Origin of the sequence: Maribacter antarcticus DSM 21422 (genome assembly GCF_000621125.1) — a bacterium.
Lineage (GTDB): Bacteria > Bacteroidota > Bacteroidia > Flavobacteriales > Flavobacteriaceae > Maribacter > Maribacter antarcticus.
The window spans coordinates 23,420-38,031 of the sequence record NZ_JHZC01000015.1; the positions used below are offsets into that span (position 1 = coordinate 23,420).

9 protein-coding genes are annotated in these 14,612 nt (G+C 39.8%); 3 read left to right on the forward strand and 6 right to left on the reverse strand.

Annotation, left to right across the window (positions count from 1 at the left end; translation table 11 throughout):
• The first annotated feature begins 40 nt into the window (after positions 1 to 40).
• Both Q360_RS25820 and Q360_RS25825 read left to right on the forward strand, forming a co-directional pair.
• Positions 41 to 538, forward strand: coding sequence for a TolB-like translocation protein (locus Q360_RS25820; RefSeq protein WP_169734647.1), 498 nt, complete (start codon positions 41 to 43; stop codon positions 536 to 538).
• Between the two features lie 583 nt (positions 539 to 1,121).
• The gene (locus Q360_RS25825) at positions 1,122 to 1,271 is read left to right on the forward strand and encodes a hypothetical protein (protein ID WP_156950107.1); all 150 of its coding nucleotides are present in this window, start codon (positions 1,122 to 1,124) and stop codon (positions 1,269 to 1,271) included.
• Positions 1,272 to 1,415: 144 nt separating this feature from the next.
• On the opposite strand, the gene Q360_RS0112680 is transcribed toward Q360_RS25825, so the two are convergent.
• Together Q360_RS0112680 and Q360_RS0112685 are read right to left on the reverse strand one after the other, a co-directional pair.
• Positions 1,416 to 3,719, reverse strand: a complete 2,304-nt coding sequence (locus Q360_RS0112680; protein ID WP_027077441.1) for a DNA topoisomerase 3 — start codon at positions 3,717 to 3,719, stop codon at positions 1,416 to 1,418.
• Positions 3,720 to 3,891: 172 nt separating this feature from the next.
• Complete coding sequence (locus Q360_RS0112685) at positions 3,892 to 5,316, reverse strand: amidohydrolase (protein WP_027077442.1); 1,425 nt, start codon at positions 5,314 to 5,316, stop codon at positions 3,892 to 3,894.
• 387 nt (positions 5,317 to 5,703) lie between these two features.
• Between Q360_RS0112685 and Q360_RS0112690 the strand changes: the two genes are divergently transcribed.
• Positions 5,704 to 7,245 (forward strand): IS1182 family transposase, encoded by a 1,542-nt coding sequence (locus tag Q360_RS0112690; RefSeq protein WP_027077443.1) that lies wholly within the window; start codon positions 5,704 to 5,706, stop codon positions 7,243 to 7,245.
• Positions 7,246 to 7,588: 343 nt separating this feature from the next.
• Here the strand turns inward: Q360_RS0112690 and Q360_RS0112695 are convergent, their stop codons facing one another.
• The 4 genes from Q360_RS0112695 to Q360_RS0112710 form a co-directional block, all read right to left on the reverse strand.
• Positions 7,589 to 8,503: a glycerophosphodiester phosphodiesterase family protein gene (locus Q360_RS0112695; protein WP_027077444.1), complete on the reverse strand. Its 915-nt coding sequence runs from the start codon at positions 8,501 to 8,503 to the stop codon at positions 7,589 to 7,591.
• A gap of 133 nt (positions 8,504 to 8,636) precedes the next feature.
• Positions 8,637 to 9,593: a glycerophosphodiester phosphodiesterase family protein gene (locus tag Q360_RS23145; RefSeq protein WP_051554710.1), complete on the reverse strand. Its 957-nt coding sequence runs from the start codon at positions 9,591 to 9,593 to the stop codon at positions 8,637 to 8,639.
• A gap of 58 nt (positions 9,594 to 9,651) precedes the next feature.
• The gene (locus Q360_RS0112705) at positions 9,652 to 11,070 is read right to left on the reverse strand and encodes a RagB/SusD family nutrient uptake outer membrane protein (protein WP_027077445.1); all 1,419 of its coding nucleotides are present in this window, start codon (positions 11,068 to 11,070) and stop codon (positions 9,652 to 9,654) included.
• Between the two features lie 20 nt (positions 11,071 to 11,090).
• Positions 11,091 to 14,549 (reverse strand): SusC/RagA family TonB-linked outer membrane protein, encoded by a 3,459-nt coding sequence (locus tag Q360_RS0112710; RefSeq protein WP_051554696.1) that lies wholly within the window; start codon positions 14,547 to 14,549, stop codon positions 11,091 to 11,093.
• Positions 14,550 to 14,612: the final 63 nt, after the last annotated feature.

The following is a 14,612-nucleotide window of genomic DNA, read 5'->3' on the forward strand; positions in this document are numbered from 1 at the left end:
ATTGGTTGACGATACTTGGTCTTCTCCAAAGCCAATGTATATGTTTCCTAATTCAGATTTTGAAATTTGGGCTGTTGGTATGACAATCACACAAGATGGTAATACCATGTTTTTCCTTGGAATCAACCCAGAGAATCAAGTGGATAGAGCATCACCAGATATTTATACAAGTAAAAAGATTAAAGGTAAATGGCAACTACCAACAAGAGTAGGCGAACCTATTACAACAGATGAATACTTAGAATCATATCCAACGGTGGTCGCAGATGGTAGTTTGTATTTCACATCTAACAGACCTGGTGGAGTTAGCAAAATGGATATTTATAGAGCTCAATATTTAAGAGCTGGAAAATTTGACACTCCGGTTAGTATTGGTCCTGTTGTAAATTCGGAATTAGGTTCAGGAGATACTTTTGTGTCATCTGATGAAAGTTATTTAAGCAAACGTGCCGAAGCAGCAGGAATGTATGTGTCTTTCAAAAAAAATGATGCGTGGCAGACTCCTGTTTACTTGAGTGAACTTATCAATACAAAATAGTTGGATTTTTGTCCGTATATGACTCCAGATAATAAATATTTTTTCTTCTCTAGAAGATACAGCGACCCTATTAGTAGTGGATGGCGTGGCACTACTAAAGGAGAATTTTATTGGGTAGATGCAAGTATTATTTTCAAAGAAAAGAAATAAAACAAGTGCTCAATCAACGCAAAAAATATTTTACAATAACGTTGTGCGTCATGAAACACGATAAGTATAAATTGAGAAATTGAAAAACGAGAAAGCTGAAAACCAACTAATATTATGAGAAAATCAGCCCCTTTTTAAACAAATAGCCTTACTATTTACACTTTGTATTTTAGTCATTGGAGTTCAAAGTTGTAATGAAAAGCCGAAAGAAAAAGAAGAGGCCGTTACAACTCCCAAGACAGAAATTACTTCTTCTCAATTAAGTATGGCAACTAATGAAATTTACGGTAAAGAACTTGAATATGAATTTACGGACTATGTGACAATTGACCTTACGTATGGTTCCGACACAAAACTATATTGAATTGAAAGAGAATCAAAAGCGGCTGCCAATGAGGAAATTAGCATAATTCATTTCAATAAGCATACTATAATGGAAGGCTGGAATGAAAGCGACGGAACTAAAGTTTCATTATACTCAGATTTCGCAACTGGAAAAACATATGGATATCAATTCTTTAGTGATGGCAGAATCAGAGATTTGATAGGTACTATCAGATTGAAAAGTGAGGGTAAGAAATAAAAACACGAACGCGCGACAAAACTTATCCGCAATGCCATGGGGACAAATGTGTTTTGCAAAACCTTAGCGTTAATATGTGGCAAAAAGCAAAATCATCTTCTGGGCTTACCCTATAAAAGACTTACTACAGGAACACCATACCATTTAGTTTCCTCTAAATATTTTAAAAACCAAATCCTTGCTTAGTTGTTGTCCCTTTGCTTTTTCACGAATAGAATCGTAGCTAAACCGAAAATTGCAGCCCATTTTATATTGGCTACAACCATACGCAGTTTTTCCCTTAATAATAGTTCCTTTGTTACATTTTGGACAGCTATTTTCTTCGGAAGACCTTGCCGAAACAGGAACACTTTTCGTGTTTAATTGTCTTTTAGGTTCTAATATTAGTTTAAAATTTTCATCAAGTCTAACAAGTCCTTCCACAAGGGAATTATTAACTTTAAAGCCCTTTAAATTTACCGTCGACCCTTTTTGTAACAGTCTAATGTACTGTTTTTCTGAAATGGTTTTACTTTCAAATATAAATGGAATAACAAAATCGCAATGCTGTTTAAATTCTGAACAACCATAAGCAGATTTTCCTTTAAGAATAGCACCATTCTTACATTTAGGACATTTTTCAGATGCTATTCCCGTTGTTTTCTTCACTGCTTTTTTCTTTACGCCTCCAAGCCTATTATGTACTGCTGAAATATTAGCCTTATTAGTTTCGCTTCTCACTTCATAAACCAAACGATCTACCATTTGTTTCATTTGCTTGATAAAAATCCCGGCACTAAATGTTCCTTTTTCAATGTCTTTTAACTGCTTTTCCCATTTACCAGTGAGCTCTGCAGATTTTAATAATTCATTTTGAATGGCACCTATTAATTGAATACCAGTAACTGTTGGGATTACTTGCTTTTTATTTCGTTTTATATATTTTCTACGGAATAAAGTTTCAATAATATTAGCACGTGTAGAAGGCCGGCCAATGCCGTTTTCCTTCATGATTTCACGAAGTTCATCATCATCAATCTGTTTTCCTGCGGTTTCCATAGCGCGCAGCAGTGAGGCCTCGGTAAATTGGTTTGGTGGTTTGGTTTGCTTTTCTAAAAACGACGGTTTGTGTGGTCCTTTTTCGCCTTTTTTAAATGTTGGTAACATTCCTTTTATTGACGAGGTGGGGGTCTCAAACACAATTCTCCATCCTTTTTCTAAAATCTCTTTCCCTGTGGTTTTAAACTTTATTTTTTCAGCTCTTCCAATAACGGTCGTATTAGATACATTACAATCTGGATAAAATACAGCAATAAAACGAAGCACAATAATATCGTAAACCTGTTGCTGATTGTATTGTAAGTTAATTTGAAAACCTGTTGGAATAATAGCGTGGTGATCTGTAATTTTACTGTCGTCGAAAACCTTTTTTGTTTTCTTTATTTTTTTACCCAGTAGCGACTGCGTTAATGTGCTGTATTTAGTTAATTTTTTTAATATTCCCGCTACTTTTGGGTACACATCATTTGGTAAAAATGTGGTATCTACTCTAGGGTAGGTCACTACTTTTTTCTCGTATAATTGCTGTACAATCTTCAATGTTTCGTCTGCAGTAAAACCAAACTTCGTATTACAATAGACCTGTAAACCTGTCAAATCAAATAGCCTTGGAGCATATTCATTACCTGCTTTTTTTACAGTAGAAATAATTTCGAAATCGTATTCTTTTACAATTTCCGCCAGTTTCTCTCCATCTCCGACTTTAAGAAAACGCCCTTCTTCGTAGCTAAATAACGTATCGCGGTAGAGCGTTTGCAATTCCCAATAAGGTTGTGGTTTAAAATTTTCTATCTCCTTAAACCGATTAACTAACATAGCTAATGTTGGTGTTTGAACACGACCTACTGATAATACTTGTTTATAGCCCCCATGTTTTAGCGTATATAAACGGGTTGCATTCATACCTAAAAGCCAATCTCCAATGGCACGAGAAAAACCTGCATAATATAAATTATCGTAATCTGCAGATGGTTTTAGGTTTTTAAAACCATCTTTAATGGCTTCGGTTGTAAGCGAAGAAATCCAAAGCCTTTCGACCTTACCTTTATAATCTGCTTGATTTAAAACCCAGCGTTGTATTAATTCTCCTTCTTGCCCAGCATCACCGCAGTTTATAACAACAGCTGCTTTATCGAATAGTTGTTTTATAATTTTAAACTGTTTTCGAATACCAGAATCTTTAGCTACTTTGGTTTCAAAGTGTTCTGGTAACATTGGTAAATTGTTTAAATCCCAACTTTTCCAATGCGGTTTGTAATCGTTTGGCTCCTTTAGCGTGCAAAGATGCCCAAAAGTATACGTTACAGCATAGCCATTGCCTTCATAATATCCATCACGTTTGGTGGTAGCTCCAAGAACGGAAGCAATTTCTCGTGCTACAGATGGTTTTTCGGCAATACAGACTTTCATTTTATATATTAAAATTTAAAGATTTGTAATACGATTATAGACTTTATGGTTATTATATTTTGTAGAACTTTTTATGTTACCCTTTCCTTAAACTTTGGCAACGTCCTTAACATATGCTTGTATTAATGACATTATACGTATTGGTGTTACCTGGTTTTAGCTTTTTAAGCACCTATTTTCGATAATCCAAAGCCGGTTTTCTATCTCCTAATAAAGCTTCGTATTTGAAATCAGGACCTCTTCTTTCGTTGAACTCAGCTCTCACTCCATCTAATATTTTAGGTGATTTGTAAATATCAATTGCCGTTAATGCTAATGTTTTTGCAGCAACAAGCATCCCTTTGAACCCAATACCAGTTCCGCCTGCAGCGACCGCTTGCCAGCTATGAGGTGGTGTTCCTGGTACCCAAGTTGCTGTTCTAACTGCAGCCGTTGGAGCATTCCAACTTACATCTCCTGTATCGGCAGAGGCTTTTCCGTAGGTAAACACCATTGGCTTAATAATCTTAGCACTTTCAATTGGTTCGGGCGCTCCCAATGTTTTTTGTATTTCTTTAGCAAAAGCTAACTCTTCTCGTGTGTAGTCTACTCCTCCTACCAGGGTCATGTTGGCATGCATTAAAGTTGCTAGTGCTTTATTTGGTAATCTTTCATAGGTACCTCCAATAATTTCATAGGTCATGGTTGTTTCTGTGCCCATAGCTGAACCTTCAGCTGCCTTAACAACCCGATTCCAAACGGCTCTAACTTCATCTCTATTGGCATTGCGAACCACATAATATACTTCTGCTTCTTCTGGTACAATATTAGGAGCATCGCCACCCTTTGTAATCACATAGTGAATGCGTGTAGATTCTGTAGTGTGCTCTCGTAACATATTCACCAAATCGTTCATTCCCTCTACGCCATCTAATGCAGAACGTCCTAGTTCTGGAGCAGCGGCTGCGTGAGATGAGCTGCCTTTAAATCGAAATTTTCCTGATATTGTTGCTAGGTTAGTACCAGGGTTAGACGTATTCTCGTCGCCAGGATGCCAAGAAACAATCGCATCTATATCATTAAAAAGTCCTGCGCGTACCATATAAACTTTTCCCGAACCACCTTCCTCGGCTGGGGTACCATAAAATCGTATAGTTCCTGATTTTCCTGAAGTTTTTAACCAATCTTTTACTGCAATAGCCGCGGCCATAGAGCCGGTTCCAAATAGATGATGTCCACATGCCTGACCAGGAGCATCAACAACTCTTGCTTTTTTAAACGGTTCAGCTGCCTGTGACATGCCTGGGAGCGCATCAAACTCTCCTAAAATACCAATTACCGGAGTGCCTGAGCCGTAAGTAGCAGTAAAGGCTGTAGGTATATTCGCCACTCCTTTTTCAATTTTAAACCCTTCCTTTTCTAGCTCTTTTTGTAATAGTGCAGAGCTATTTTCCTCGAGGTATCCCAATTCCGGCTTCTCCCATAGTTGCTTTGCAATGGTGGTATACTGATTTTGTTTTGAATCTATGGTGCTGATTACCTTTTTCTTATCATTTTGAGCTATTGATAGGGAAGGAATAAAAGCAAACAGCAATACTACTAGTAAAATTTTTTTCATTTTTGGATGATTTTGATCGTTAAATATTTGGACGTTTTGTGTGTTTTCCCAAGTAGAAATAAATCTATTATATGTTAAGTTAAGGAATCCCCTTATTTAAACTTTCAAGGAAGATAATAAAAATAGGATAACACAAAGAACGCTTTACAAAAGGTGCTTTCTATAGAGAGTTTATATAAGCATCCAAAACACTTTTATAATAGCTTACGAAAGTTTAAATAAAGGTCAAAATGTAAACTATTTAATTGATAAGGTGAATTAAACTTTATAAACTCAATGAATGTGTGATTGTGAAAATGTTCAATTAAACAACCGTGGCTGTTGCAGAACTCCAATAAATATAAATTCTTGCTTTCATAAATGTGCGAAAATTCGTAAATTAAAGGTATGCAAGGCAGAAATAATTATACCAAAAAACTCTTCCTCAGCTTCCGGTTATCGGACCGGATTCCAAAGGAAAATCTTTACAGAAGACTCCGTGAAAAGCTTGACCTAAGTTTTCTTTATAAGGAAACGAAGGAACTCTATGGTAAGACCGGTAACCCCTCTATCGATCCCGTGGTCTTTTTTAAGCTACTGATCACAGGATACCTTGAGAACATAACCTCCGATCGAAAACTGGTGGAACATTGCTGCATGCGAATGGACGTGCTCTACTTTCTTGGTTTTGAAATAGATGAAGATCTACCATGGCATTTAACGATAAGCAGAACGAGGCAACTTTATCCTTCATCCCTTTTTGAGACATTGTTCAGCAAGGTATTTGCCCTGTGTGTCGACAGCGGAATGGTATCCGGCCATACCCAGGCGGTAGATTCTGCCCCGATAAAGGCGAACGCATCCATGGAAAGCGTAGTGCCGAAAATGCCGGCGACCCCCATGGACGACCACTTGAAAAAGGTGTCGGAAGAAAATCAGGAAACTGCGAAAAAGCATTTGGGAACCGTATCGCCCGCGCGTGTCTCCGCTCCCGAGCATGAGTTGAAGCGCGTGGAGAAACACCACCGAAACCTGAGGGACAGTCCGGTACGCCCTGCCGGTGCGTCCCACAAAAAAGCAAGGCTACTCAGTAACAAGACGCACTATAATCCCCACGACCCGGATGCCCGTATATCGGTAAAGCCGGGCAAGGCCAGAAAGCTGAACTACCATTGCAGTATGGCGGTGGATACCGCGGAAGGTGTCATCTCCCATATCCAAGCCGACTTTACCGATGGCAGGGACAGCCAGTACCTGATCGATATTAGCCTCCAGGTCCAGGACCGTTTAAGGAAGAACGAGCTTGTAATGACAGATCTGCTAGCGGACGCAGGTTATTCCAATGGCGCCAACTACGATTTTCTCGAACAAAGGAAGGTTGCCGGGTGGATACCCGTCTTCGGGAGATATAAACCTAAAATAAAAGGTTTTCCCTACAACAGGGAAAAGGACGAATATAGATGCCCGATGAACAGGCCCTTGCCCTTCAAGGGATTCCATACCAACCGGGACAGTAGCGTACTGAAAAGCTACTGGGCAGCGCCGAAAGATTGCAAGGTCTGCCCCATGAAATCCCAATGCGTGCCAAATTCAAAATGCAAAAAAATCTCCAAAACAATCTATGACGAACAATACTTGAGAGCCTACGCCCGACAGCACAGTGACAGGGGCAAGCGGATGAAAAAGATTAGACAAAGTACGGTGGAGCCAGTGTTCGGCAGCCTGACACAGTTCTACGGCCTACGGAAAATAGGCGTACTGGGCAAGGCCGGTGCACATAAGGTCATGCTCATGGCCGCAATTGCCTTCAACCTGAAAAAATACCTGAAGAAAGGGGGAGGGAAACCCTCCATTGGTATTTTCAGTACGGTTATGCATACCTTCCGAGCCTATATGAACATTTTTATCGGGCAGATCCAACCAAGACCCATTCTCCAAAAGGCTCCGTAAAAACAGCCTGCCCGGGTCAATATCTTACGCACATAGCACTTCTGCAACGGCCACCCACCTTTAATTAGACTTTACAGTTAAAAGAAAGAAACAACCTTTTGTGCATTGGTAACGACGGTTCATATGAACTTTTTTAGTTCTGTAAAAGGTGCATCAAGAGAACGACTAATGGAATTCCAAACATTTCTTTAAAGTACTTCCGAATTTTGCCCTTAAAAATGGCCGTTCTCCCAGACTACTCTTAGGTATTTAAAAAAGCGCAGTTTTCACTGCACTTTTCAAACTAAACTAACTCCAACTGAAAATTTATAGCAATAGAATTAACCTTACCAATCGACGGACTTTATTCATTACGAAGACCTTTTTGCTCCAAGTATTTCAATAATTCATCAGGCCTATCGGTCATAACCGCTGTGGCGCCTTTTTCAACGAGCCAGCCCCACGCTTTTTCAGGCCCCTCTAACATTGCGAGTTCATCCGTTTTTCCTGCACACAGTTCGTCCCATAAGGCAATTGCCAAAAACCCGTCATTATCCTTTTTTAAATCCTTAATCATCTTAAAGGTTTCCACTTCCGTATTATCAAACAAAGTTTCGTAATAAAAAGGGTTGATAGTCGTTTCAAACTTTTCGCGATAAGATCTGACATCCTTGTTCTCAGACCAAAGTTTAGGCATGTAAATAATACGGTCCATCAAACTTCCGTATTTTTCCCGCATGACATCAAAATCGTCGTTACCTTTGAAGATAGCATGGTCTATAGTCCCAGTTCTTTTTAGGACCTCATAAGCTTCTTTCACCCATCTACTCTCTGTTTTGTCCAGATTGACCATGACTTTTCCCTTGACCATCATCATTACTTCCTCCAATGTCGGCACCTGCTGCCTAGAATGTTTCACGCCTGCCGCATTCTTCAAGCGAAACTTTCTGATTTGGTCCAACGTAAGTTCGTCCACATTTCCATTTCCATTGGTAGTTCGATTCACGGTCTCATCATGCATAGCGATCAAATGACCATCTTTGGTTAGCCTAAAATCCAACTCGATGATGTCAACACCGAGATCAATACATCTTTGAATCGCCTGCAAACTATTTTCTGGCGCGTAGCGCCAATCTCCTCTATGCGAAACGGCCAGAATATATTCGTTTGAAGGATTTTTCAGATGCTCCAAAATTTTAGCGGCTCTATGCTGTTCTTGTGTATATACTAATGAGCTAAATAGAAGGTTTACTACCAACAGCGATATTATTTTTTTCATATTTGATACTTTAATCATTAGAATTCTCTGATGCTCTGCATCGGAGGTATTAGAGGAAAGTTTGAAAACGGTTGGTTTTCATAAAATATTAAACTTTGTTCCGTTGAATACCTCGATGGCTCTGCCTCGAAGATTATTTATGAAGGTTTTTACTCCGTAAATAATCCAATAAAACTTGTGGACGATCCGTCTGAATGATATCTATATTATTATTTATGAACCAGTCATATATCGTTTGATCTAAAACTGCCCTTTCGTCGTCATGTCCGCCGTTATGTTGTGGCCAAAGCGAGTTGACCCAAACACTAGATCCCTTTTCCCGGATTTCATCAAATTGTTCAATAAAGGCAATTGTGTCCTGCGGAACGGTAAATTCAAAGGCTACAGGCACGCTGTCCTTCAAATAATCTTCAACCATCCTTGGAGCATCGGGATTGGCCAAGCGTACAATGGGCATGAAGTACACCTTATCCAAGTATTGGCCAAATTCCTTTTCTACTTCGTTTCTGGTCTTTGCTCCCTTAATAATCACCTGATTTACAGTACCTGTCTTTTGGGCAACTTTAAAGCACTTGTCAAATATCTCGTAGCTTTTGTCCAGATTTACCAAGATTTTATCTTTAGTGATTACGAGTGCTTCTTCTAGCGTTGGTATTTTATGAGATGTACTGTGTCCGATTCCATCTTGCAAATCTAGCGTTTGTAAGTACTCCCATGTCAATTCTGAAACATTGCCCTTTCCAGTAGTTGTCCTATCGATAGCTTCATCATGCATCAGAATCAAAACGCCATCCTTCGTTTCCCTAACATCAATCTCTACCATATCGACACCCATTTTAATACAGTTTTCGATAGCCTGTAAAGAATTCTCAGGAGCATTTCTCCAGTCTCCGCGATGCGCTACGACCATAACCTGATTATTGTTGGAATCTTCCAGGTTTGCAATCAAACTATCTATAGAAATTAAATGATTTGTATTTTTTTCCACTAGAACGGTACTCTCGTCCAATACTTTATTATTTTTTTCCTGTTTACAGGAAAGAGACAATCCTACCAACAACAAATTAAAACTTAGAACAATGAATTTCATATGGGTGTTTTTTAAGAAGAGGGAGCGCATGTTTTGATACGCTCCCATCTTTAGAAAATTAGTATCCAGGGTTTTGGTTGATTACGTCAGGGTCGGTATCTATTTGACTCTGTGGAATTGGAAGTACCAACTTGTTATCGTCAATAGAAACACTAGCCCCGGTACTGGCAAAAAAAGCGTTCATGACCGTTACAGCACTTCCATATCGCTTCAGGTCTAACCAACGATGTCCTTCTCCTATGAGCTCAAAGCGACGTTCTTGTCGTATAGCTGACTGCACATCCGCTAGAGTGGATGCCGTAGTTGCTGCCAGACCTGCTCTTGTTCTTACCGTATTCAATTGTTCGATAGCTTCTGCTGTTCGCCCGTTCTCGTTCAGGGCCTCGGCATATTTCAAAAGCACATCCGCATATCTAATGATCAGATGATCACTACCCCCATCGTTAGCTCCGGTCGCGGAAACCTCATATTTGGTAGAATAGTAAAATGGATTCGCACCCGTATCAACACCGACGTAATCGTTCAAGCGAGTATCCTCCGCTTCAAAGGAATCAATAAACGCTTGTGTGGGTAAGTTATGGCCTTTGGCGTTCGCTGCAGTACCCGATGGTCGAAATTGAGAACCAGCAGGACTTCCTTCAAGTTGCCCATCAACATTGAAGCCGCTTGTAAATTGGACTTCGAACAAAATTTCCGAGTTACCTTCATTAGCTACACCGAATATCTCTGATGTGCTTGGTACAAGCGCATAAGCATTTGAGCTAACTACCGCCTCTAAACTAGTCAATGCTCCACCGAAATTACCTTGTGTCAATTGTACATCACCGAACAAGGCCTGCGCCGCGCCTTTTGCAGGTCTTCCCATTTCTTTTTCAACAGGAAGGTTTTGAACGGCATCCGACAAATCAATTTCGATTTGCGCATACACGGCAGTAGAAATTGTCCGACCTTGTCCAAAATAATCAAAAGGGCTAGTCGTTTCCTCAATCACCAAGGGAACATCTCCATATAAGCGGACTAAATTAAAGTATAGCAATGCACGGACAAACTTCATCTCACCGATTCTTTTTGTCTTTAACGAAGCGTCCCCATATTCAATAGCTGTGATTCGGTTCAGTACCACATTGGTTCTTTGGATACCTTCGTAGGACTCTCTCCAAATATCGGCCACCAAATCGTTTCCGGGATTGGTTGAAAAATCGTCGAGCTGACCAAAACGGCCACCATCGTTCGCAGCGATTTCCTCAAAGGAATCCTCGCCGGAAATTTCACCTACCCCAATCAAATCAAGGCCATAAAGCCCTCCGGTCTGTAGTTGTGCATAAACACCTATGATTGCACTTTCCAGCTCCTGTTCATTAGAGTAAAAGTTATTTGCGGCCTTTTCGGTAATCGGCACTATCTCTAGTTCGCTCTCGCATGAAGAGAATCCAAATAAGACTATGAGTGTCAGAAATATATTTTTAGCAGATTTCATTTTCTTTTGTTTTTTTTAATTTAAAATTTAAGGTTCAATCCAAGAGCGACAAAACGGGTCAAAGGACTGGTAGAATTAATCCAGCCCCTTGTCAGTGCCTGTTTTCTATTGCTACCGGTATCCAAGCCATCTGGGTTATAGCCCCTGAATTTTGAGCTATTGAAAATATTGTTCCCTGTCAAATAAATCCGAAAGGAATCGATTCCCATATATTTCGTGACACCATCATTAAAGTTATAACCCAGTTGTAGGCTCCGTAGTCTAAAATAGTCCGCGTCCAAAACCGCAAGACTGGAAGCTCTTGTGATTCTACCCGCCGAGGAAAAACTAGAAAAATCAGGCCTTCTTAAAAACCCATCTGGGTTGCTGTCACTAAAATAATTATCGACGTAATATTGTGTCGGCACAAAAAAACCTTCACCACTTTCCGCATCATAAACCATATTGTCTGCAGCCTTTCTGCCTTCAACCCCCGTAAATTGGGCGCTTAAGTCAAACCCCTTATAACCTACCGTAAAACCGAATCCATAAGTAAAATCCGGATTGTAGTCACCAAGTGTAACCCTATCATCAGGAGTAATCTCACCGTCGCCATCGGCATCCCTAACAATATAATCACCTACTTCCGTTCCGGCCAAAGGAATGACAGCGGCCGCATCGATTGACGCCTGTTCTTTGTAAACCCCTATAATATCGTAGGTATAAAACTCTGCAATACTCCCACCTACTTTTGTTAGAAAATCCATACCTCCATTATTCGCTATAATCTGCTCTTGACCTTCACCTAAGGCCAAGACCTCGTTCTCATTAGTACTAATGTTCGCATTGAAACCGATGCTGAAATCACCCATTTCAAAATTGCTTCCGCGAACTTCTAATTCGAAGCCCTTGTTTTCGAGTTCGCCAATGTTCTGAAGAGATTGTGAGAAACCCGACTGTTGTGGTACAGGAACTTCCAATAACAAATCTGAAGTTTTGGAATTATAATACTCCGCAGTAAAAAATAATTTATTTTGAAAAAATCCTAAATCCAAACCTATGTTCAATGCGGTATTGGTTTCCCATGATAGATCTGGGTTTGGTGAGGTTCGAGTGTAAGCACCTGGAACCAATTGGCCATCAAGGACGTAATTGTCCGGGTCGGTTAATGCAATGGAACCAAAGTCGCCTATTTGGTTATTTCCCGTCTGTCCCCAACTAGCCCGTAATTTGGTAAACCCTACAAAACCATCCTGTGGAAAGAAACTTTCGTTGCTTAAGGTCCATCCTGCGGATACAGAAGCAAAATTCCCATATTTGGTATTAGCCCCGAATCGAGATGAGCCATCCCTTCTAAAGGAGCCTGATAAGGAATACTTGCCATCATAATCATATTGTAATCGGCTATAATAGGATTCAAGGGCCCATTTACTCCTTCTAGTAACCGCTGAAGGATTAGTCGCCCCAGCAATATTTCGTAAATTATTATCAGCAAAATTATTGCTCTCCAATCTGGTATTAAATGAGCTTTCCTCTTGATAACTAAACCCGAACAACGCATCAAAATTATGCTTGCCAATAGTTCCGTTATAGGTTAAAATATTCTCAGTAATGTAGTTTTCCCTTCTTGCATTATTCTCGAATGCCTGCGCAAGATTGTTTGCTACGGGGGTTCTATAGTTTCCTATGCTAGAAGGAGCGAAGAATTCCGTAAAAATAGTATTATAGTCGCCTCCAAAAGAAGTTTTAAACTTCAAACCGTTCCAAACGTCGACTTCTACAAATGTACTTCCAAATATCCTAAAGCGGCGCTCAAAAAAATCAGTTAAACCTACCTTAGCTATTGTGTTTTCAGAAATGGGTCCATCCCAATTATCATTGTTGTCGTCAATTTGATTTGCAATGGCAAAAGAACCATCCGGATTATAAATTGGATAGTACGGATGCATAAGTACCGCTGCATAACTGGGGTCGGGTTGCTGTCCTGCGCCGGTCCCATGTGAAGACCAACCTCTCTCTCCAGTTGGGTTTGAATTGACCATAGAAATATTGGAAGTGATTCCAAAACGGACACGATCACTTATCTGAGAATTTAGCTGTATGTTGTTCGTATAGCGTTTGTAATCAGAGTCAACAATGATGTTTTCTTGGTTTAGATACCCAAAAGAAACCGAGTAATTTGTTTTTTCCGTACCTCCGCTTAGATTTATATAATGGTTCTGCTGGGATGCAGTTCTAAACGTTGCATCGAGCCAATCTGTATTGATGAGCCCTTGCTGGCCATCCAAATAACCCTGAAGAAAACCTTGGACCCTGCTACGTTTTCCACCTCCATTAGCATCCCTTGTGGCGTTATCGTCGGTAATACTTCTTCCCGGCCCACCGGAAACATAACCGAAATTCCGTGCATCATTGTCGAAAAGAGCCGTGTCATAAGCATCTGCCAATTCAAAATTATCGATGCGGTCTTGAAAACCGTAATAGGTATCATATGCAACTTTAAGTACACCTTGTTTCCCTTTTTTTGTCGTAATAAGAATTACCCCGTTAGAAGCTCTTGATCCGTAGATAGCTGCCGATGCGGCATCTTTCAAAATGTTGATCGATTCAATATCCTGATTATTTATGGAACTAAAGGAAGAACCTTCTGACAATGGGTTACCATCGACCACAATCAACGGGTTAGTGCCTGCCGTTAATGTGTTTAAACCCCTGATTTGTATTACGGAGTTCTCTCCTGGGTTCTTGCCATTCCCTACCACTTGTACCCCCGCAACATTACCGGAAAGTGCCTGTTCAAAATTGGCTGATGAAAAAGTGTTCAGTTTTTTGGTCTCAATCTTGGAAACAGCCCCGTTGAACTTTTCCTTTGTCGTGGTACCATAACCGATAACGACCACCCCGTCCAACTGACCTGTATCCGATTGTAGTTGAACGTTAATACTACTTTGACCGTTTACCGGAATATCTTGGGTTGAATATCCTAAATAGGAAACTTCAAGTATGGCATAAGCACTGGAAACTTGAATCGTGTAATTTCCGTCAAAATCGGAAATGACCCCATTTGTTGTACCTTTCTCTACTATACTTGCTCCAGGGAGGGGTTGTCCAAGTTCATCGGTAACGATACCTTCAATAGAACTTTGCTGCAATCCTATTTGAATAGCTGTGTTGTTCTTTGCGATGCGTATATTATCGCCTTTGATATCATATTGAAATTCAGCTTTCTTTGAAAGTATATTAAGTATTATATCTAGGGAGCTGTTCTTATATATTACATCATAGGTTTCCTTTTTATCGATTACATATTGTCCATATGTGAAACCGTATTCAGTCTTTTTATCGAGTTCAGAAAAAATTTCGGACAATTTAGCATTTTTTAGTTTTATGCTTACTTTTACTTCCTTTGAATTTGTGACACCTGAAGCATAAAGCGGATTTGTGATGCTCAGGACAAAAAATAAAAGGAAAGGTCTTAAAACGTATTTTTTTAAATTCATTTTTTAAGTGTTGTTTTGTTTGATATTCGACGCTTATTCTGGAAGAGCCTGTTACAGCAGGCT

What these genes read in the sequence shown, in the direction of transcription:
- Q360_RS25820 (WP_169734647.1), top strand. Translation starts at nt 41, where the DNA reads ATGTTTCCTAATTCAGATTTTGAAATTTGGGCTGTTGGTATGACAATC.
- Q360_RS25825 (WP_156950107.1), top strand. Translation starts at nt 1,122, where the DNA reads ATGGAAGGCTGGAATGAAAGCGACGGAACTAAAGTTTCATTATACTCA.
- Q360_RS0112680 (WP_027077441.1), bottom strand. Translation starts at nt 3,719, where the DNA reads ATGAAAGTCTGTATTGCCGAAAAACCATCTGTAGCACGAGAAATTGCT.
- Q360_RS0112685 (WP_027077442.1), bottom strand. Translation starts at nt 5,316, where the DNA reads ATGAAAAAAATTTTACTAGTAGTATTGCTGTTTGCTTTTATTCCTTCC.
- Q360_RS0112690 (WP_027077443.1), top strand. Translation starts at nt 5,704, where the DNA reads ATGCAAGGCAGAAATAATTATACCAAAAAACTCTTCCTCAGCTTCCGG.
- Q360_RS0112695 (WP_027077444.1), bottom strand. Translation starts at nt 8,503, where the DNA reads ATGAAAAAAATAATATCGCTGTTGGTAGTAAACCTTCTATTTAGCTCA.
- Q360_RS23145 (WP_051554710.1), bottom strand. Translation starts at nt 9,593, where the DNA reads ATGAAATTCATTGTTCTAAGTTTTAATTTGTTGTTGGTAGGATTGTCT.
- Q360_RS0112705 (WP_027077445.1), bottom strand. Translation starts at nt 11,070, where the DNA reads ATGAAATCTGCTAAAAATATATTTCTGACACTCATAGTCTTATTTGGA.
- Q360_RS0112710 (WP_051554696.1), bottom strand. Translation starts at nt 14,549, where the DNA reads ATGAATTTAAAAAAATACGTTTTAAGACCTTTCCTTTTATTTTTTGTC.